This window comes from Flavobacterium sp. HJ-32-4, assembly GCF_022532105.1.
Taxonomy (GTDB): domain Bacteria; phylum Bacteroidota; class Bacteroidia; order Flavobacteriales; family Flavobacteriaceae; genus Flavobacterium.
In genome coordinates this window covers 1,355,043-1,376,455 of record NZ_CP092832.1, presented here as the reverse complement: position 1 = coordinate 1,376,455, position 21,413 = coordinate 1,355,043, and the positions used below count along the sequence as shown (strand labels likewise).

General features: G+C 51.4%; 16 protein-coding genes. 6 read left to right on the top strand and 10 right to left on the bottom strand.

The annotated features are described in order from the left end of the window. Positions 1 to 19 precede the first annotated feature (19 nt). Positions 20 to 1,174 (top strand): GNAT family N-acetyltransferase, encoded by a 1,155-nt coding sequence (locus MKO97_RS05595; protein ID WP_241105079.1) that lies wholly within the window; start codon positions 20 to 22, stop codon positions 1,172 to 1,174. Here the strand turns inward: MKO97_RS05595 and MKO97_RS05590 are convergent. Together MKO97_RS05590 and MKO97_RS05585 are read right to left on the bottom strand one after the other, a co-directional pair. After that, positions 1,171 to 3,558, bottom strand: a complete 2,388-nt coding sequence (locus MKO97_RS05590) for a glycosyltransferase (RefSeq protein ID WP_241105078.1) — start codon at positions 3,556 to 3,558, stop codon at positions 1,171 to 1,173. The two genes, MKO97_RS05595 and MKO97_RS05590, sit on opposite strands and share 4 nt — an antisense overlap. Positions 3,559 to 3,704: 146 nt before the next feature. Continuing rightward, positions 3,705 to 4,673 carry an App1 family protein gene (locus MKO97_RS05585; protein ID WP_241105077.1) on the bottom strand — a complete coding sequence of 323 codons (969 nt, stop codon included), beginning with the start codon at positions 4,671 to 4,673 and terminating at the stop codon, positions 3,705 to 3,707. 69 nt (positions 4,674 to 4,742) lie between these two features. Here MKO97_RS05585 and MKO97_RS05580 point away from each other — a divergent pair, with 69 nt between their 5' ends. Next, complete coding sequence (locus MKO97_RS05580; protein ID WP_241105076.1) at positions 4,743 to 5,609, top strand: diacylglycerol kinase family protein; 867 nt, start codon at positions 4,743 to 4,745, stop codon at positions 5,607 to 5,609. A 3-nt stretch (positions 5,610 to 5,612) separates the two neighbouring features. Here the strand turns inward: MKO97_RS05580 and MKO97_RS05575 are convergent, their stop codons facing one another. Further along, the gene (locus tag MKO97_RS05575) at positions 5,613 to 7,514 is read right to left on the bottom strand and encodes an ABC-F family ATP-binding cassette domain-containing protein (RefSeq protein ID WP_241105075.1); all 1,902 of its coding nucleotides are present in this window, start codon (positions 7,512 to 7,514) and stop codon (positions 5,613 to 5,615) included. A gap of 60 nt (positions 7,515 to 7,574) precedes the next feature. Here MKO97_RS05575 and MKO97_RS05570 point away from each other — a divergent pair, with 60 nt between their 5' ends. Beyond that, positions 7,575 to 7,952, top strand: a complete 378-nt coding sequence (locus MKO97_RS05570; RefSeq protein WP_241105074.1) for a DUF983 domain-containing protein — start codon at positions 7,575 to 7,577, stop codon at positions 7,950 to 7,952. On the opposite strand, the gene MKO97_RS05565 is transcribed toward MKO97_RS05570, so the two are convergent. The 7 genes from MKO97_RS05565 to topA form a co-directional block, all read right to left on the bottom strand. Then, the gene (locus MKO97_RS05565) at positions 7,928 to 8,992 is read right to left on the bottom strand and encodes an FAD-binding oxidoreductase (protein WP_241105073.1); all 1,065 of its coding nucleotides are present in this window, start codon (positions 8,990 to 8,992) and stop codon (positions 7,928 to 7,930) included. The genes MKO97_RS05570 and MKO97_RS05565 overlap by 25 nt on opposite strands. A 60-nt stretch (positions 8,993 to 9,052) precedes the next feature. Then, positions 9,053 to 9,967: a gliding motility protein GldN gene (gene gldN / locus MKO97_RS05560; RefSeq protein WP_241105507.1), complete on the bottom strand. Its 915-nt coding sequence runs from the start codon at positions 9,965 to 9,967 to the stop codon at positions 9,053 to 9,055. Between the two features lie 41 nt (positions 9,968 to 10,008). Further along, on the bottom strand, positions 10,009 to 11,544 hold the full coding sequence (gene gldM, locus MKO97_RS05555; protein ID WP_241105072.1) for a gliding motility protein GldM: 1,536 nt from the start codon (positions 11,542 to 11,544) through the stop codon (positions 10,009 to 10,011). Between the two features lie 44 nt (positions 11,545 to 11,588). Next, positions 11,589 to 12,221, bottom strand: a complete 633-nt coding sequence (gldL, locus tag MKO97_RS05550; protein WP_241105071.1) for a gliding motility protein GldL — start codon at positions 12,219 to 12,221, stop codon at positions 11,589 to 11,591. A gap of 50 nt (positions 12,222 to 12,271) precedes the next feature. Beyond that, positions 12,272 to 13,675 carry a gliding motility lipoprotein GldK gene (gene gldK / locus MKO97_RS05545; protein ID WP_241105070.1) on the bottom strand — a complete coding sequence of 468 codons (1,404 nt, stop codon included), beginning with the start codon at positions 13,673 to 13,675 and terminating at the stop codon, positions 12,272 to 12,274. A 149-nt stretch (positions 13,676 to 13,824) separates the two neighbouring features. Further along, on the bottom strand, positions 13,825 to 14,964 hold the full coding sequence (locus MKO97_RS05540; RefSeq protein WP_241105069.1) for a formimidoylglutamase: 1,140 nt from the start codon (positions 14,962 to 14,964) through the stop codon (positions 13,825 to 13,827). Then, positions 14,964 to 17,450, bottom strand: coding sequence for a type I DNA topoisomerase (gene topA / locus MKO97_RS05535; protein WP_241105068.1), 2,487 nt, complete (start codon positions 17,448 to 17,450; stop codon positions 14,964 to 14,966). The genes MKO97_RS05540 and topA overlap by 1 nt, the downstream gene beginning before the upstream one ends. Before the next feature lie 468 nt (positions 17,451 to 17,918). On the opposite strand from topA, the gene miaB reads away from it, so the two are divergent. From miaB to lptE, 3 genes are all read left to right on the top strand, one after another. After that, positions 17,919 to 19,364, top strand: coding sequence for a tRNA (N6-isopentenyl adenosine(37)-C2)-methylthiotransferase MiaB (gene miaB, locus MKO97_RS05530; protein WP_241105067.1), 1,446 nt, complete (start codon positions 17,919 to 17,921; stop codon positions 19,362 to 19,364). 258 nt (positions 19,365 to 19,622) lie between these two features. Next, positions 19,623 to 20,891, top strand: a complete 1,269-nt coding sequence (locus MKO97_RS05525) for a sigma-54-dependent Fis family transcriptional regulator (RefSeq protein WP_241105066.1) — start codon at positions 19,623 to 19,625, stop codon at positions 20,889 to 20,891. A 21-nt stretch (positions 20,892 to 20,912) separates the two neighbouring features. Continuing rightward, positions 20,913 to 21,413, top strand: coding sequence for an LptE family protein (gene lptE / locus MKO97_RS05520; RefSeq protein WP_241105065.1), 501 nt, complete (start codon positions 20,913 to 20,915; stop codon positions 21,411 to 21,413).

Here is a 21,413-nt window from a genome sequence, read left to right as displayed (position 1 = left end):
TAATCGGGGCGGTTTTTTAATGGATTCCATTTCCTTTACTTTATACGCTTCCGCGGAAGCGCTGCCTTCCGACTGGGACGATTGTACCGGCGGAAACATCTTCCTCTCGCGTTCGTATCTTTCGGTGCTTGACCAGTCCGGACCGGATAACATGGACTGTCGGTTCGTCGGTTTTTTCGACGGAGCAAAATTATGCGGGGTCATGCTGTCGCAATTCCTCGACCTGAACCGACTCGAATCGTTTGGGGAACGCGACAATTGCATGAAAACGACGGTTCGGAATTTCGTCTTCCGGAAGTTTGCCTCGCATGTGCTGTTCATCGGCAATAACATGCTGACCGGCCAGAACGCTTTTTACTTCCATCCCGATATCCAGCCGGACCGCTACCTGCCGGCGATCGGCGACGCGATACAGTCGCTGCAAACGTACTATAGGTCGCAAAAACGGCGCGTACACATCACGTCGATCAAAGATTTCCTGCCGGGGCAACTGACACAATTGGAAACCTTCCTGCCAGGGTACGTCCGGTTTTCTACCCAACCCAACATGGTATTCCACATTCCGGAACGATGGAGCTCAATCGACGATTATGTAGGCGATCTTACCAAAAAATACCGCGACCAGTTCAAGCGCTCCCACAAACGGGCGGACGGCATCGAAAAACGGAAAATGAAATGTGAGGAAATCGAACGGCTCGAAACCGAAATCGACCAACTGTACCGACACGTTGCAAAGAACGCTCCATTCAACACCTTTTTCCTGACGAAAGGCCACTTTGCGGATCTGAAGCGGCGTCTGGGCGACCGCTTTCATTTCTACGGCTACTTCCTCAACGATAAACTCGTCGGGTTCAACACGCTGATTCGAAACGGGACGGCCATGGACACCTATTTTCTCGGCTACGATGAAGACATCCAGCGCGAGAAAATGCTTTACCTGAACATGCTTTACGACATGGTAGCCTATTCCATCCGAAAAGGATTCCGCACGGTGGTGTTTGCCCGCACGGCGCTGGAAATCAAGAGTTCGGTGGGGGCTGAGCCGGTTGAAATGCTCGGACTCATCCGGCATTCGAACCCGCTCATCCACCGATTCCTGGATCGTATCTTCCGGTTACTCGAGCCGAAAACCGAATGGCAGCAACGCCATCCCTTTAAGGATGGTTCCTCTTAAGCAACCGTATTGGCTTTCTTCTGACGCCCCGACAACTCCGTTGTAATACGAGGTGCTTTGACCGTCAATGTTTCCTCTTCAAACGACAAGTGTTTGTGGATGGTGAGCCGCGCCATTAGGTAACTTACAGTTGACTCGGCCCCCTGGTTCAGGTTGACGCAGGTTTCCTCTAGTCCGTCATAGCATCCGCCCGTTTGCGGGTTATAAATGATCTGGTTCAAGTGGTTATTCCCCAAAAACCAGTTAAACGCTTTCTCCATTTTTTTCAGGTACGAACGGTCCTTGAATACATCATGGAACTTCCGTAGCGCTAAAATGGTGTAGGCGACGTCAATCGGCTGCTCGCCAAATTCTTCTTTTTCTTTTCCTTTCAACATCCAGCTGCGGTTGGATACCACTTTAATTCCTTCGTCGCGGAACGTCTGTTCCAACAGGAAATGGAACGATTCAAGCGCCACATCCCGGTAAACGGCCTTTCCCGTCATACAATAGGCACACAACACGGCCTCGGGCAAGACAGAGTTGGCATAGGTCAGGTAGCTCTCAAACCATTTCCATTCGGTCTCGGCCTCAACGTGGTACGAACGCACCAGTCGGTCAGCCAGCAGTTGCGCCATTGCCACATGCTCTGCGAGTTGTTCACCGCGGTGGTAGTAGTAGAGTCCCTTGATGCTGAACGCCATCGCACGCGGCGAGTGCATATCGGGGAACGTTGAAGTGGCTTTATGGAATACGATCTTTGCTTTCACTATGATGTCCTGTGGGATGATGTCAGACAGTGAAATCAGGTAACCCAGTGCCCACATCGCACGCCCGTTCGAATCCGACAGGTTATCGTCGGCATTCTGTCGGGTGAAGCGTTTTTCGATATCCACATAATTCAGAAACGAACCGTCAGGCTGTTGGCAGAATTCGATGAAGTCGAGGTAGGTCGCCAGGTAGCGGAAATCGTCTTCATCACGGGTCAGTTTATAGTGTTGCGCCGTTGCGATCATAGCACGGGCATTGTCATCGAGGGTATAGCCGAAATCGGGGTTCGGAGCGCCGAGTTTGGCAAACTGGTACATGCCAATTTCGGTCGTCATCCTTTTCAGGTGGTCGAGGCGGATCTCCGGATTGCGGTAGTGGAGTTCGATGGCTGTCTTCGAGCCGACGCCCTGGGTCATTTTCCGGAATAACTTAGCGTGTGCGATGGCCGAGTTCTCCCATGAGGTCGGCGTGATTTTATGGAGGCCGTTCAACATCGCCTCCCGCATCGCTTCTTCATCGCCCAACAAACGGTTGATGGCCTGGGCTAACTGTTCCGAATTGTCGAAATCGAACATGAGGTCGCGGTTGCCATCAAGCACTTCGATGGCGTGGGGAATGGGTGTTGAGATGATGGGGCATCCGCAACTCATGGCATAGGCAAACGTGCCGCTTACCGCCTGGTTCGGGTCTTTGGATGTAAAGAGGTAGATATCCGTCAACTGCAGGTATTCGAGTAATTCGTCAAGGGCGACATATTGGTTGATGAACTGCACATTCGGCCGGATGCCGAGTTCGTCCGTCATCGCCTCTAACATATCGCGATACGCCTCTCCTTCCTCGTTAACGACACCCGGGTGGGTTTTTCCAATAATAAGGAACAACGTATCCGGATACTGGCGCACCACTTCCGGCAGGGCGCGAAGGGTGGTTTCGATACTCTTTCCCCGTCCGAGCAAACCGAAGGTCGACAGCACACGGCGTCCTTCGAATCCATATTTGCGTTTCAACACCTCTTTGTCACCGGGTCCGACGAGGTGGGTACCATGCGGAATTACCGAGACATAATCACGCAAAACGGCATAATCGCGTTGCAGCAGCCCTTTGGCGTGATGGGTCATGACGACAACGGAATCGACGCGGTTTAACAGCTCCTGCACGTGGGCACGGAATCCTTCATTCGGGTTGGGTAAGACGGTGTGGAAGACCAGGCATACCGGTTTTTCCACCGCTTCCAAAAACGCCATCAGCGATGCTTCGTTGCCGGCAAAAAGTCCGAACTCGTGTTGGATGACAACCAAACGTACCCGCTCATTGGCATTGATATCCGCTGCCAACCGCGTATACGAAGAGGGTTGGGACGTATTCAACGTATAGGCCACGTCGGGGCTATCGTAGGTGTAGGTATTCTCATACGCGTTCTCAAGCGCTGCGATCCGAAGCGCAAAGGAGTGGTGGAACTGGGCCTCCATCGCGCGCACCAGGTCTTGCGAATACGTGGCGATACCACATTGGCGCGGGGGAAAGGTCGTCAGCATGACAATTTGCGGCAGGTCGTCTTTGCGGATGCGGTGTTGGAGTTCATTTATGGATCGTGCCGGCAGGGGTCGGCGGGCGTTTTCGAATCGGGTCTTCATCGGAAATCGTTTACGGTTTATACGTTAAGGGCAGCGAGACACCGAGATAGGGCAAAATGGGGACTGCCTTCCGGTTGCGTAAAATTCCGGTTTCAGGCGCGGGAATGTGTTATACGATTTTTCGAAACCGTTATATGGTGGGAAGATTATGATATCAAACCGATGGAACGCGAGTGTTCAATCGCTTCGAGGCTGTCGCGGAAATAACAGGTGGCAACGTTCATGGACGCAATATTCGCTAGGGCCGCCACGGTAGCGGGTTTGGGGTGATCACCCGTTTGACGGATGTAGACAGCCTGGACGGTTACGGGGAAAATCTTGCAGATATCCTCATACAGGAACGGGTCGTGCTGCGAGTCATCGCCCAACAACGTGTAGCGCAAGTGCGGATAAAATTCGAGTATATGGCGGATCTTTTCAAATTTATGCCCGTGATCGCCCCTTCCGGTTATAAAAAAATCCCACAGGCTGGTCTTGATGTCGCGCAGTAGCATGACGGCACGTGGCAATTGGTGCAGCTGCGTGAAGTCGACGATGAAGCGGTAGAGGTTCCATTCACTGCTGGAAATGTAGAAGAAAGCGTTCTGCTCGCCCTTGTTGTTGCGTCCGGCGGTTGACAAGGCCTGGTAGTGCGGCACGACACCTTCGAATACTTTTCGCTCCTGCACGTTGCGGAACAGAAGGATGTAAAGTTTGCGGAACGGATTTCGCGTATGCGATACCAAAAACGTATCGTCGATATCGGAGATGAAACCCAGATTCCCTTCATACGGACGCATGTAGCTGCCCTTCGCCCGGATTTCCTCATCCTGGTAGCGGATGCTTACCCAATAATCCTTCCAGCCGTAGCCCACGTCGGTAGTAAGGGGAATGCAAAATTTGAAATAGCCGTCGGCCAGGGTTTTGGTGTGTACCCGCTGCCCGTTGTGTTCGAGGTATACGCTCGCGTTCGACTGCGTCTTGATCCGGAACATGCGGATGACCCATTTGGCGTTCCGAAACCGCTTTTTCTGGAAATCATACTCCTCCCGCGTCGTGGGGCGGAAAACATGGCCCATGACGATTAGTTCGGCTTCGTTGGCATAGCCCCGGTATAATTTCAGTAAGGGTCTCATCAAAACGTTAATGCGCTTGGTCGCTCACCTCTAATTTACCTAAATTTAGTGATAAATGAACCTAAAAAAATGCAAAGAAGCGTACTGATGATTGCGAACCCCGTGGCAGGTGGCGTCGATAAAACGCCGCTGATCGACGCCGCGAAACGATTCGCTGAAGAACGTGGCTATCGTTTTTTTGTATATGAGACGACCGATTCGAACAACGAGGCAGCCCTTCAGCAACTGGCAAAAGAACACCGTCCGGATCGTGTGTTGATTGCCGGTGGGGATGGCACCATCAAAATGGCCGCCGATGCCCTTCACGGTCATGAGTGCATCTTCGGGATCCTGCCGTCGGGATCTGCAAACGGACTGTCAACCGACCTCGGATTTCCATCTGCCCTGGAAGACAACCTGCGGATCGCATTTTCCGACAGCGTCATGGCCATGGATATTGTATCCCTGAACGGAAAAAAGAGCCTGCACCTGAGCGATCTCGGACTCAACGCGCAACTCATCCGGAATTTTGAAAAAACGGCGATGCGGGGGATGCTGGGCTATGCCACGAAAGTGTTCACAACCCTCAAGCAAACCCGTCGCCCTTTCTACGCTACGATTGAGGCCAATGACGAAACGCGCCGGTTCCGGGCCAAGATGATTGTCATCGCCAACTCGACGAAATACGGCACCGGGGTGACCATCAACCCAAAGGGAAAGATGGACGATGGCCTGTTTGAAGTGGTCGTCCTCAAGAAACTCAACTTCTGGATTTTTGCCAAAATCGTCAGCGGGCGACTGCCGGTCGGACAGGAAGTGGAGATCATCCAGACCGCCAACGCACGGATCGAGGCCGATGTGCCCGTCAGTTTCCAGATCGACGGGGAATTTTGTGGGGAAGAGCGTCAATTGGAAGTGTCGATCCTCAAAGGCGAAATCAAAGTGGCGGTGCCGTAGCGGTTATTCGAGTTCGAGCTGTAACCGTTCCCACTCCTCCATCAACTGGTCCAATTCCTCTTTCTTCTTGTTATAGGCGGTAAAAAACTGGGCGTCCTCTACGTGCTTGTCGTAATGAGAGGCAAGTGCGAGGTCGTCTTTGCGGATGGCTTCCTCCAGTTGCTGGATCTGGCCCTCGATCTTCGAAAGGCGGTTCTGTAAGGTCTTGTTTTTCTTTTGGTCTTCGTAGGATGCTTTGGGCGCTGCCGGTTCGTCTTTCTTCGCAGCCGGGTCCTTCTTCTCGACTTCTCGCATATTTTGGAGGTTCCGCTGTTCGAGGAAGAAATTGATGTCACCAAGGTATTCCCGCACACGGTGGTCTTTGAACTCGTATACGATATTGGCCATCCCTTGGAGGAAATCCCGGTCGTGGGAAACCAACAACAGGGTGCCTTCGTATTTCTGGAGTGCGGCTTTCAGTACGTTTTTGGATTTGATGTCGAGGTGGTTCGTAGGTTCGTCCATCAACAACACATTGATCGGCTGGAGAAGCAAGCGACACAGGGCCAAACGGTTTCGTTCGCCTCCTGATAATACCTTCACCTTCTTTTCAACGTCGTCACCGCGGAAGAGGAAAGCGCCCAGCATGTCGCGCACCTTCATCCGATTGGTATCATTGGCGGCGTCTAGCATCGTATCCAGAAGCGTTTTCTCACCGTCGAGATATTCTGCCTGGTTCTGCGCGAAATAGCCCAACTGGACGTTATGGCCCAGTTTGATCACGCCATCGTAGGGTATCTCGTCGACGATCGCCTTGATGAAAGTCGATTTTCCCTGGCCGTTCTGGCCCACAAACGCGATCTTGCTTCCGCGTTCAACCAGGAGGCTGATGTCGCGGAAAATCAGTTTGTCGCCGTATTTCTTGGTGACGTGCTCAGCTTCGATGACGACTTTTCCCGGTGTCTTCGAAACGGGAAAGGAAATTGACATGACCGAATTATCGTCTTCGTCTACTTCGATCCGTTCGATTTTATCCAGCTTCTTGATCAGTGACTGCGCCATGGAAGCTTTGGTGGCCTTGGCGCGAAACTTCTCGATCAGCCGTTCGGTTTCCTCGATCTTCTTTTGTTGGTTCTTTTGGGTGGCTAATTGTTTTTCGCGGATTTCCTGGCGTAATTCCAGATATTGTGAGTAGGGACGGTTGAAATCGTAGGCGCGCCCGAGTGAAATCTCGATGGTGCGGTTCGTGACGTTATCGAGGAACATTTTATCGTGGGATACGATGACGACCACACCGGGAAAACTCTTCAGGAAATTCTCCAACCAAATGATACTTTCGATGTCGAGGTGGTTGGTAGGTTCGTCAAGCAGCAGGATGTCGTTAGACTGAAGGAGGAGTTTGGCGAGTTCGATCCGCATACGCCATCCTCCCGAGAACGTTTCGGTAGGGTTTTGGAAATCTTCGCGGCGGAAGCCTAATCCCAACAGGATTTTCTCGGTGTTACCCACATAGTCGTAGCCGCCCAGGATTTCATAGCGATGGGTGTAATCTGAGAGGTCTTCGATCAACTGTGCATAAGCTTCGCTTTCGTAGTCGGTTCGGGTAGCGAGTTGTTCGTTGATGCGTTCCAGCTTCCCTTCCACTTCGCGAATGTCGGTGAAGGCTTCGTAGGCTTCCTCCAACACCGTACGGCCTGCTTCAAAATCGATATCCTGCCGGAGGAAGCCGATGCGCACTTCCTTTTCCGTGGCAATACTCCCGGAATCCGGTGCAAGGTCACGTGCGAGGATCTTGAGCATGGTCGACTTACCCGCGCCGTTCTTTCCGACAAGGCCGACGCGGTCGCCGGCACCCAGCCGGAAGGTGATTTCTTCAAAAAGATAGGTGCCGCCAAACGAGACAGACAGGTTGTGGATATTTAGCATTCGGTAGTGGATTAACGCCCCAAACGGCGTACTTTTGTAGTGCGTAAAATTTCAGTGCAAATGTTAAAAAAAGGAAGCAAACTATACAGCATTTTAACAGGTTCTTGTCCACGTTGCCAGCACGAGAGCATGTATGCGGATTCGAACCCGTTACACGTGAAAAATGTGCTTAAAATGAAAGACCACTGCGGGCATTGCGGCCTTAAATATATGATCGAACCCTCTTTTTTCTACGGAGCCATGTATGTGAGCTACGCGGTCAATGTGGCGATTGGCATTGGCGTTTTCCTCATTGCGTTCTTTCTGGGTCTTCCGCCGCTATCGTCGTTTCTGGCGATCGTGATTGTACTGACGCTGCTCTTCCCCTTCGTCTTGCGGCTTTCGCGGAACATATACATCAACTTCTTCGTCAGCTACGATAAGGCATCCGACGAATAGAGAGGCATGAACCGCCGGATATCACACTCCGCCGGAATGGGGCTTTGATCGAAAATATGGTTGGACAGGCATTCCGCCATCCACGGAGCCAGCATCACCCCTCGTGATCCAAGTCCGTTTAAAACGTGAATATTTGACAACGCCGGATGCGTGCCTATCAACGGTCGTCGGTCTTTCACGGTCGGACGTATACCTGCCAGATGTGACACGACTTCAAAATCGCAGGTCAATAGCGCGCGCGCTTCCTCTTCCAATCGATTTCGACCGCTTTCTGTGGGCTCCGGCGTTTTATCCCAGGGCGCGTAGGTTGCCCCGATCTTAAACAAGTCATCGCCCAATGGCAACACGAACACATTCGCCTTCACAATGGCTTTTGTAAGTCCAAGTTTGGGTGCTTTCACTACCAACAATTCCCCTTTCGTACCGTCTAGCGGCAACCAGGAAAAGTAGGGGTTGTGTTGCAGCCCGAATCCTTCCGCAAATACAATGTGTCGGGCTTCTGTGCCTTTGTAGGAAACGTGACCTTCCGATACGATCAAATCCCCGTACGCAAATGTATCTGCCGCAAGTGCCCCGGCATCCTTAAGTGTAGTGCGATAACCGTCAAGCAATGTTGCGGTATTGACGTAGCCCGTTTCCAATACTTGTCCATACCCGTAAGGCGCCGACAACCCCTCGAAGGTATCGTTTCGCAGTTTGGGTGACAAAAATCGGGAAAGCACCGGGCGATCCATGGCGGCGAACCAGTTGTTTTGTTCTTCGACTGACGCAAACCGACGAAGTACGGGCAGCGGGTGCACCACCTTCGCTCCGATGCGGGTTTCTATGTCGTGATAGGACGACAATCGGTCCATCCCATCCTCCGCTCCCCAGGCAGCCGAAATACGCTTGAGGATAACAGGATTGTATAGTCCACCTGCTACCCATGAGGCCCGTTGGGAACCATCATCGAATAATAAAAATGACAAATCCCTACGCCGAAGCTGCTCGGCCATCGCCACGCCAGCTAATCCGCCCCCTATGATGAATACGTCTTTCATACCACAAAAATAAAAACTCCCACCGGGTAGGCGGGAGTTTTCGTATTTAGAACTTACGTTTTAGTAATTCCACATATCCTGTTCGAAGTTGCGAATCTTCTCTTTGATCCGCTCCGACTCCAGGAGCTGCATTTGCGCGTTGTCTTTCATGTAGTCTTCCACCTTTCGGTCGCCATAGACGTTTTCCTCTTTGTAGATGACCGCACTAAATCGACGTGCGTTGAGCAAGTGATCGAAGGATATCGGCATGGCGGAGTTTCGATCATTAAAGGCATGCGACTCGTGTAATACATCGCGAATAGCTGGGAAATAAATCCAGAACAGCTCGATGACGTCCCCCTTGTCATTTCCAATGTCACGTGCTTCCACTGACATCGGGCAGATTCCGAGAAGACGGTACTTCAGTTCGCCCTGACGCTTGTCGAAATACCAGTATCCTTTGATACGGTAGCCCGAGACGTCCTGAGCTGTAAGTGCACGCTCATTGATGTATTGAGGATCGAGCTTCTTTTTGCCTGACTTGTAGGCCTGGAAGTCCTCGTTGATAAGGTTAAAGCCTTCCGGCAATGTATCCCTATAGACGAATGAGCTTTCCATATCCTTCAGCGAACGCTTCGTATTAAAATAATCGTCAGCATACACCTCAGTGATTTTGCCGTTTTTGATATTCTTTACCAAAACATCAAACAAGGCACGGCGATCAGAACCAATGTTAGCCGTATCGATCGGATAATACAACGGGAAGTTCACACGCTCATCAAGATCGATAAACTCCCATACTGCCTTACCGAACATGATATCACGATCGTGCACATACCCATAAGGCAAAGGCTTATCGTTGTCCGATATCATTTGGGCAGCTGTCTTCTTGCCGATTTCATCTGGCGTTTTCGCATTGAGCAGATTCGATTGGGCGCTGGCAGACATGCCAACCACCGAAACCACAACCGCTGCAAAAAGATTCTTAAATTCCATATACATTCTGTTTGTTGGCTACAACGCCAATAGGGCAAAAATTATTGTATTTCGTAGATAACCGGTGCACATGGTGGCGGGATAATTCCATCCACTCCGATGTACTTATACTTGATATCGAAAACCGTGATCTGATCGCCGCGTGTAGCACGTGCCAGGGCCGCTTTACAACGACCTTCCACACGGTTACCGCTCACAACTACTGCCGCCTGACCCGGTACTTTGAATGAGAAACCCGTTACCTGAGCCGTAAGATCGTAAACGAAGTCTTTAAGCTCGGCCTTGATTTCAGATACTTCAAGACGTGATTTTGAACCTTTGGTTGTACCTGTTTGGCCACCGATAGATCCGGCAGGACCTGGAACGTTCTTGATACGGAATACTTTCGCATCGGTAACTTTCTTACCATCAGGAAGCTCAGCGGTTACGCTTACTTTCACTTCGGCACCGCTACCCGGTCTCAGCATATACTTTCCGTCACTTCCGGTAAGGCCAGGAGCGCTAGCCTTAACTTTATTGTCAGAAATACCTGCAAAGGAAATGGTCATCGGGTTAGGAAGTCCGCGATACACGACATTCATCTTGTCAGCTGAAATAGTAGCTGTCTTTGGCTGTGGCACTACCACATACTTGCCTTCGAACGCTAGTGGAACCGTTTTACCGTCTTCAAGGAAGGTAAACTTACCAGAAATCTTCTGCTCACCGATAGAACCAGCGGTCATGTTGATAATCGCTTGACCGTTTTCGATCTTACCAGGTCCCTGGAAGGAAGTCGGCTTCGTATTAGAGTCGTAACGACCCAGCACCACTTTACCGGTAACCTTCTCTCCTTGGAAATAGGCATTTTTGTCGAGTACGACGATAGCCGTATACTTGTTCATTGAGATCGCCTCAAGTGCCGCTTTACCAAGTGCAAGGTTGTAGACGTTTGCCTCGATAGTCTTGACACTGTTCTGCATCGCAGAAAGCTTTGTCAGTGATGCGATTGAAGGAAACCCTTTATAATGGTAGTCAAGATACTTTTTCTTTACTCCCTCACCATCTGTTACGTCCCCCGTGTTGAACTTACCGTCAATCTCAGCAGCTACTGCCTTGTACTTAACGTCATCGCCCAACGCAGCTTTCATATCTGATTTGTACTTATCGATGGCAGCAACAATTTCTTTGCCTTTTGGAGAGTATCCATCACCTTCGAACCACTGTTCGTCGATTTTGTCTCCTTTATCCATCGCTTCATACGGAAGCTTTCCTGTTTTTTCGTCTTTCTCGATATCTTTCGTGATATCGCTCTTCAACGACTCAATGTAGGTGTAGAACTGATCTGAGATCGCCTTAACCTTGTCTGAAATCGCTTTAGCGGAAGAGAACGTCGGGTTTTCAGCAGCCTTTGCGGTCAGCGCCTGGAACATACTGTCGTTGTTCTTGGCTGCCTCAGCATTTGTAGCTTCAAATTGTTCGTTCATCAATCCGAATGCCGACAGAACCTCTTTCGACATGTTTAGCGCGAGCATCGCGATGAAAACCAGATACATCAGGTTAATCATCTTCTGCCGTGGTGTTAATTTACCTGAAGCCATTCCTTATAGTTTCGTGTTTTGAATTATGTAAAAATGACTCGGGATTATCCTCTGTTGCTCATAGCAGAAAGCATACCGCCGTAAACGTTGTTGAGCGATGCGATGTTTGCTGTCATCGACTTCATTTGCTCTTGCAGTTTAGAAGCGCCTTCCGCGATTGCCTGGTTGGCCTCAGCATTACGCTGTTGGCTTTCCAACTGCATTTTGTAAAGGGCGTTCAGGTTTTCCATTTGTGTAGCTGCGCGCTCCAACTCTTCGCTGTATTTCTTAGTAGCCGCAATGCCGTCAGCAGCAGGGGAAATTCCTTTTGCAGCCGACTCGAAGTTACGGATCGAAGTGCCGAGGCTTGCCATCAACTGACCGTCGATTTTTGCTTCTTTCAACAGGTTGTCCAGTTTCTGGGACAGAAGGCCCTGGGCATCTTTTGGATCCTCTTTGGCATCTTTCTTACGGGCTTCGCCGCCGGCCAATTCTGGATATACCAACGACCAGTCAAGTTCTTTATCAACCGGATCGAAAGCAGACAGACCAAAGATCAATGCCTCCGTTCCCAATCCGACGATGAGCATCACACTCGCTCCAGGCCAGTGCATCAGTTTGAAGAGTGCTCCTACGATTACAACCGCCGCTCCCATACCGTAAGCGAAGTTCATTGCTTTTTTGCTCAAAAATGCCATAATACTTAATTGTTAAATTTAGATAGTTTATTAATGAAAGTTGGTTAATCTTAACGTGGTGCGTTACCCGTTGTTTGGGTTCCCATGTAATCCTGTACGGTACGGAATCCGATGTAGCTGCGGGCTGTATCCGCATATTCGAAGTCACGTGTGCTTACCGCAAGGTAGTAGGAAACGTCTTTCCATGATCCACCGCGTACTACTTTACGCATGTTCTTGGTATCCGGCACGTTCGGGTTCATGGTCGAAACGTACTCGTAAGCGCCCGGATCATACGAAGAATCTGTCCACTCCGCTACGTTACCCGCCATGTTGTAGAGGTTGTAGCCATTCGGATCATACGATTCTGCTTCCACTGTGTAAAGCGCACCGTCCGCTGCATAGTCGCCACGGTTCGGCTTGAAGTTTGCGAGGAAGCAACCACGGTCACTCTTCGCATACGGCCCACCCCATGGATAGGTCGCGGATGCCAATCCACCGCGTGCTGCGTATTCCCACTCTGCTTCGGTTGGAAGACGGAAGGAGTTGATCAGGTCGTGGTGTTTTTTCTTTGATTTGATGTATGCGTTTTTGTTAAGCGTTCTCCATGCGCAGAATGCTTTTGCCTGCTTCCAGTTCACACCTACTACAGGATACTCGCTATAGGCCTGGTGCCAGAAGTAATCGTTGTGCATCGGCTCGTTGTACGAATACGCGAAGTCTTTGATCCACACGGTTGTATCTGGATACACTTCTGTTTTCTCTGTCTTGATAAAGTCGCTACGCTTGCCTTTCTTGGCTTTCGCTGCTGCCTGGATGTCCATCCAAGAATAACGGAACTGCAGTTTCTTCACATCAATGGTACGAAGACCATTGTAGGATTCTGATACCGGCAGGTACATAGAGTCCATTACCTCTACATAATACTCATCCGGGTATTTCGCCGTGCTGGTCTGCAATTTTACTTTACGATTCAAACGACGTCCTGCATACGGATCATCATCCGTACCCTGGCTATAGTAGTTCTCATACATATATTTATCGTACGGGGTCATCTTCTCCGGATCGGCGTTCGCAAACGCATAATCCTGGATGCTTCCTCCCTTACCGCCTTTGGCCGTTCCGCCGGTAGCCGTTCCGCCACCTCCTACGTCTTCTGCCAAAATAGCCAATCGCACGCGGATGATCGAGTCTTTTACCCATTCCACGAACTGTCGGTATTCGCTGTTAGTGATTTCCGTTTCATCCATATAAAAAGAACGAACGGTCACGGTCTTGGTAGGTGCATCACCGATATTCGCGAGGTCATCATCTGATTTACCCATGATGAACGCACCGCCGGGTACCAGCGTCATTCCGTAGGGTTTCTCAGGATGCCATTTCTTTCCTTTCACACCGACCAGTTCTCCTTTGTCACTCGAACCGCAGCTGAACAACAGTGATGAAAGTGCTGCAAATGCAATGAGCTTCTTCATATAGAAATTAGGGTTATAAAGTATTCTTAAATTTAAGGGCGTAAACCTATTTATTATTTTTTACAAAAGCAATTTTTTTACTCACAAAAAGCCGGAAATCTGTGAAATCGATAGCGTAAATGCAAGTTTCTTGCTTTTAATTTCATGATTCACAGGATGCTTTTCCGTTGTGCCTTCCACCATCGCTTCGGAATCTCTCCTTTTACCGCTTCCAGATAATCTTCGTGTGAACACGGTAATAACGTATTCCTTTTTAATTTATTATTAACATGTGGTATTTCGATCCACCAACGTTCCGTACGATCGCTTTTGTAAAAGACCAATTCGTCATCTTCCATGGGCACGATGTATTTCAGGTACTGCTCCCGGCTACCGAAGGGATACTCGTTGGACCGGTAGTGGTAGCCCTCAAGGAAATACCAGATAATCTGCGCGGCCAACGGCGCCTCATTGGGTGAACTGTTCTGGTTGAAAATACCAAAGGCTGATACCTTATCGCTGATACCCGCGTAGCGGGCCAATGCACAGATTTCCTTGCCATTGAAACCGTTCGGGGTAAAAGTAAGCAAATTGCCCGAATCGCTGGATTTTATTGATGTTAAATCAAGGCTCACCAAATCGGCGTCGCGAAAGACCGGTTCGGCGATAGCGATGTTGGCCGTCACTTCCCCGAGCCGGAACTCGTCAAAGAACAATTTCTCGATCAGGTCGATTTCCTCCTGCGAGTTGTAATAGGTCTGGTAGCCGACATTACTGTAGTTGAAGAGGTTGTTTGGCTCTTCCATTACAATCTTCGACAGATACGAACTCGCGCTTACCGGATGATCGGGCTTCCCGAAATCGAAGCGGCTGTCGATGCACACCAGGTTGACCATCTGTTCGAGGGTGTCGTAGGCGCGGTAAAGTGCATATGTAATATCCTGGCTTCCGCCTATCACCACGGGGATGATTTGTTTCTTCAACAGCGAAGTGACCACTTCCCGAACGGCGTAATGGGTATCTTCGATGGTATTCCCTTCGATGATGTCGCCCAGGTCGGCGATCGTTTCGAACCAATTCCCGGGATAGAGGCTATAGAGTTCCATCCGGATGGCATCGAGGTTGACCTCTTCGTAGCTGTTCGCGCCCCGGGCATCCAGTACGCCTACCATCGCAATCCGCACTTTCGCCAGGTCGGGGAAGTCGGTGGACGTATGCAATACTACCTTACTACCCAAATGCTGGGCCGACAGGTTGCGGATAAAACCTGTGATCTCGTCGTTCAGCGGTGAAAGGAAATCGAATTCCATTACTTCTTACGTGTCGTTTTGGCTTTTGCGGCGGTTTTCTTCGCCGGGGTTTTCTGGGCAATCAGTTCCTGTATCTGTTCGAGGGTAAGTTTCGACGCGTCGACGTCTTTCCCCAACTCGATCTTGGTTTTGCCTTTCGTGATGACCGAACGTCCCCATCGGGCTTTCTCCACCACGATGCCTTCTGCCGGCCAGCTTGAAATGACTTTATCTTGGTCTTTCTGAAGTTTGTCTTCGATCAGGCTTTCGATATCGGCCTGCGTCAAACGGTCGAAATCGTATTTTTTACTGACGTTGATGAACATGCCGTTCCATTTGATGAACGGACCGAAGCGGCCCACCCCTTTTTGCACGGGATGTCCTTCGTATTCCCCAATCGGCGCATCGGCCTTGAGTTTCTCATCAATGAAGACTTGTGCCTGCGTGAGATCGACGTCAATCGGATCGGTGCCTTTCGGCAAAGAAATGAAGGTGCTGCCGTGGCGTACGTACGGGCCATAACGCCCGTTGTTGACTTCCACTTCTTCTCCTTTATAGATACCCAGGTTTTTCGGGAGCAGGAAAAGGTTCAAGGCATCTTCCAGCGCAATGGTGCCGATATTCTGGTCGGCCCGCAGGCTGGCAAATTGCTTGTTTTCATCGTCGATATCGCCAATCTGTACCATCGGGCCAAATTTTCCGAGGCGTACACTTACCGGTTTCCCGGATGTTGGATCGGTGCCGAGGATACGCTCGCCGGTTTCACGATCGGCATTGGCCACCACTTCCTCTACGTTTGGATGGAAATGGTTGTAGAACTCCTGCATCATTTTCGACCAGTTGCGATTGCCTTCCGCGATTTCATCGAAGTCTTCTTCAACGCGCGCCGTGAAATGGTAATCGAGGATGGTGCCGAAATTCTTCACCAGGAAGTCGGTGACGATGTTGCCAATGTCGGTCGGCACCAGTTTGCCTTTATCAGATCCGGTGGTTTCTTTCAGTGTTTTCTCTGACACCGCACCATTGGCGAGAAGGAGTTGGGTGTACGGACGTTCTACGCCCTCCATATTTCCTTTCTCGACATAATTACGGCCGATGATGGTTGAAATCGTAGGTGCATAGGTGGACGGACGGCCGATGCCGAGTTCTTCCAGTTTCTTTACGAGTGACGCCTCCGTGTAGCGTGAGGCCGGACGCGAATAGCGCTCGGTGGCCGTGATGGCGTGGTTGACCAGCCGCTCGCCTACTTTCATGGCGGGCAACATGCCTTCCTGCTCGTCTTCTTCGTCGTCTTGTCCTTCGAGGTATACTTTTAAGAATCCGTCGAACTGCAGGACTTCTCCCGAAGCAACGAACGGCTCTTTATGGTTGCTGGCGGTGATGTTGACCGTGGTGCGTTCCAACTCGGCGTCGGCCATCTGGGAGGCGATGGTACGCTTCCAGATCAGTTCGTAGAGACGCGACTGGTCGCGGTCGAGGCTGATCGAATGCCGTGACATATCGGTCGGACGGATGGCCTCGTGAGCCTCCTGCGCGCCTTTCGACTTGGTGACGAAGGTGCGGGGTTTCGAATAGCGGTCGCCGAACGACGACTTGATTTCCTGTGCGGTGGCTGCCATCGCTTCTTGCGAGAGGTTGACGCTGTCGGTACGCATGTAGGTGATCAAACCGGCCTCATACAGCCGTTGTGCTATCTGCATGGTGATGCCTACGGGCATATAGAGTTTACGGGCGGCTTCCTGCTGTAGCGTAGACGTGGTGAACGGCGCGGCCGGCGACTTGCGCCCGGGTTTGGTTTCGAGGTCGGCTACCTGGTAGGTCGAGCCGATATTGAGGCGAAGGAAATCTTCGGCTTCTTTTTTCGTGGCAAAATTCCGCGATAGTTTTGCCCGGACATTCTTTCCGTCAGCGTTTGCGAAATCGGCGACCACCGAATAGCTGGCCACCGGCTTGAACTGCTGTATCTCGCGTTCGCGCTCGACGATCAAACGCACGGCGACCGACTGCACGCGTCCGGCTGACAGTCCGCTGCGGATTTTTCGCCACAAGACGGGCGATACCTCATACCCTACCAGACGGTCGAGTACGCGGCGTGCCTGTTGGGCGTCTACGAGGTTGTAGTTGATATCCCGTGGGTTTTCGATGGCTTTGGTGATGGCCGATTTGGTAATTTCGTGGAAGACGATACGTTTCGTTTTCTTGCGATCGAGTTTCAGTTCTTCCGCCAGGTGCCAGGAGATGGCCTCCCCTTCGCGGTCTTCATCGCTCGCCAGCCATACGGTTTCCGCATTCTTGGCCAGCGTCTTCAGTTTTGAGACCAGCGCCTTCTTATCAGGCGACACCTCGTATTTAGGTTTAAAGCCGTTGGCGATATCCACCCCGATTTCCTTGGAAGGAAGGTCGGCGATATGCCCATAACTTGATTCGACCTGGAAATCCTTCCCAAGAAACTTTTCAATCGTCTTTGCCTTTGCAGGCGACTCCACTATCACCAGGTTCTTTGCCATACACACTATTTAGGGTCACTGGGGGCAAAAGTAGATGCTTTTTTCCAAAAACAAATTTTTTTTGGCAGTGGCTGTACCGGGTTTGACACCTATATATATTTATATATATAATAAATCCTATCGGCGGGTCTGGTGGATGCGGAAGGAGGTTGGAACGGAGGAACGGAGGAACTGAGGAACTGAGGAACTGAGGAACGGAGGAACGGAGTAACTGAGGAACGGAGAATTAAGAAATTGGGGATTTACGCATCACCTGAGACTGTGATTGTGACTGCGACTGCGACTGTGACTGCGACTGCGACTGATGATGGCGTTCCGGGCCCACTGCCTACTGCTTACTACGAAAGGCTGTCCCCTCGCTCCTTGCTCCTTGCTACTCGCTACTCCCATTGTTAAACAAAACCTGACATCTTGTCACTTTTGACACTTTTGCCCTATCTTTGCAGGCCCTAGGGCGTATAAAAACAAATGGAGAAGATCATCGAAGAGCACAAACAGGGCGAAAGCCTGGTGCGACTGCCGAAATCCGGCAATACAAAAAAACTGTTTATCGAGAGTTACGGCTGCCAAATGAACTTTTCGGACAGCGAGATCGTGGCGTCGATCCTGGCGGAGAACGGCTATGACACCACGCAGCAGTTGGAGGAAGCCGATCTCGTATTGGTCAACACCTGCTCGATTCGCGACAAGGCCGAACAAACGGTTCGCAAGCGGCTGGAGACGTATAACGCGATCAAAAAAATCAACCCGTCGATGAAGGTGGGGGTGCTGGGCTGTATGGCCGAACGCCTGAAGAGTAAATTCCTTGAGGAAGAGAAAATCGTGGACATGGTCGTAGGGCCGGATGCGTATAAAGACCTTCCGAACCTATTAAAAGAGGTAGAAGAAGGACGTGATGCGATCAATGTGATCCTGTCGAAAGACGAAACGTATGGCGATGTCGCCCCGGTGCGGCTGAACAGCAACGGCGTGAATGCGTTTGTGTCGATCACCCGCGGATGCGACAATATGTGTACGTTCTGCGTGGTGCCGTTCACACGCGGACGGGAGCGCAGCCGTGAGCCGCAGAGCATACTCGAAGAAATCGGCGACCTGTGGGCACGCGGTTTCCGCGAAGTGACGCTGCTCGGGCAGAACGTCGACAGTTATTTATGGTATGGCGGCGGGCTGAAAAAAGATTACGACAAAGCGACGGAGATGCAGAAAGCGACCGCGGTTGATTTCGCGCAACTGCTCGACCGTTGTGCCACGGCCTTCCCGAAGATGCGGTTCCGGTTTTCGACCTCGAACCCGCAGGACATGCACGAGGAAGTGCTGCACGTGATCGCGAAGCACCCGAATGTATGCAACTACATCCATTTGCCGGTGCAGAGTGGCAGTACCCGTATCCTAAAGGAAATGAACCGGCAGCACACACGGGAAGACTATATGGCGCTGATTGACCGGATCCGGGCCATCATACCCGATTGTGCGATCTCACAGGATATGATCACCGGGTTTCCGACCGAGACAGAAGACGACCACCGCGATACACTGGATTTGATGGAGTATGTCAAATACGACTACGGTTATATGTTCGCCTATTCGGAGCGTCCGGGCACGCTGGCGGCCCGGAAGATGACCGACGACGTGCCGGAGGACGTCAAACTGCGCCGCCTGCGGGAAATCGTGGCGTTGCAACAGCAGCATTCACTTGCGCGCACGCAGGCCTTTGTGGGGCAGGTGGTGGAAGTGCTGATCGAAAAAGAATCGAAGAAGTCGGACCAACACTGGAGCGGACGCAATTCGCAGAATACCGTTGTAGTGTTTCCGAAGGAACAGTATAAACCCGGCGACTTTGTGCTGGTGCGCGTTGACTCGTGCACAAGCGCGACCCTTATCGGGGAAGCCATCGGGTATTCAAACATGAATTGAAGCGACTCCGCGACTGTCACTGCGACTGTGACTGTGACTGCGACTGAGACTGAGACTGCCTAGCCCGGATGGAAGCGGCAGCCTTTTGACGGGAAAACCGCTTTTTGCCGCTGGCGACGGCGACCGCATGAAGCCGGTAGGCGGCGATGCAAAAAGGGTTTTGCCGGAGAAAGCTAAAGCGGACAGCCGGATCAGCTTCAAAAAACAATCCATAGGCGGAGGAACGACAACCGTTTTCTGCCACAACTTTGAACCAACATGGAATCTGTACAAGCCATAAAACAACGTTTCGAAATCATCGGGAATGACCCGAAGCTCAACCGTGCCATCGAGAAAGCGATTCAGGTGGCCCCGACCGACATTTCGGTGCTGGTCGTGGGGGAAAGCGGTGTGGGGAAGGAAGCCGTGCCGAAGATTATCCACTCGCTGTCGCACCGCAAGCATGGCAAATATATTGCCGTGAACTGTGGCGCGATACCGGAAGGCACGATCGACAGCGAATTGTTCGGACACGAAAAAGGGGCGTTTACCGGCGCGACCGGCACGCGGGAAGGCTATTTTGAGGTGGCCAATGGCGGCACGATTTTCCTGGATGAAGTGGGCGAATTGCCCCTCACAACACAGGTGCGCCTGTTGCGGGTGCTGGAGAACGGCGAGTTCATCAAGGTCGGCTCGTCGCAGGTGCAGAAAACCAATGTGCGCATCGTGGCGGCAACGAACGTCAACATGCGCGAGGCGATTGAGAAAGGCCGGTTTCGGGAGGACCTTTACTACCGTTTGAGTACAGTGGAGATTACCCTGCCGCCGCTGCGCGAACGCAAAGAAGATATTCATTTGCTGTTCCGGAAGTTCGCTTCCGACTTTGGACATAAGTATAAAATGCCGCCGATCCGGCTGGATGATTCGGCCGTGCAGGCGTTGCAGCGCTACCGTTGGGGCGGGAACATCCGGCAGTTGCGGAACATAGCCGAACAATTGTCGGTGCTGGAAACCAACCGCGACATCACGGGTGCCACGCTGTTGTCGTATTTGCCTGCGGAGAGCGCCTTGCCTTCGGTGATTCCGGGAAGCAAGAGCGACAGCGATTTCAGTACGGAACGTGAGATATTATATAAGGTGTTGTTCGACATGAAGAATGACCTGAACGACCTGAAGAAACTCACGCTCGAGCTAATGAAAAACGGCGGTGCGAAGGTGCAGGAAGCGCATCAGGGGCTTATTCAGAAAATCTATGGCCAACCCGAGCATGCCGAGGTGCGGGCGTTTGAAGAACATGCACATCCGGTGGTGATGCCCGCCAGTACGAATGCGGCACACACGGATTATGCCGACGACGATGCCGACGACCACTACCTCTTTGCCGAGGCCATTGAAGAAGAGGAACCGCTGCGACTAGAGCAGAAAGAGATCGAGATGATCAAAAAAGCGCTCGAACGCCACCGTGGCCGCCGGAAGGCCGCTGCGGATGAACTGGGCATTTCCGAACGCACACTTTACCGCAAAATCAAGCAATTCGATCTCGGATAAATCCGTACTTTGGCAACACGAATGAAAGCACTGAAATTACTTTTCCTTTTTGTGAGCGCCGGCCTGTTGAGTGGCTGCGGCGTGTATAATTTTACCGGGGCGAAACCGATGAGTGGCTCGTTCCAGGTGAACTATTTCCAGAACAATTCGGAGTTGGTGCAGCCGGGCATTGAGCGGACGTTCACCAATAAACTGCAGGACCTCATCCAGAACCAGACGAACCTGACGCTGACGAATTCGAACGGCGACCGGGTGTATGAGGGGGAAATCGTCGACTATCGCATTACGCCGATGTCGGCTACGGCGGACCAGCGTGCAGCGGAAAACCGACTGACGATCGCCGTAAACGTGCGGTATACCAATAAGAAGAACGAAGAGGAATCGCAGGAGAAGCGCTATAGTTTCTACCGAGACTTCCCGGGCTCGCAGCAGCCAAGCAATGCCGAATTGACGGCTTATATCGACGAGATTTTCGACCGACTGACCCAGGATATTTTCAACGACACCCTCGCCAAGTGGTAG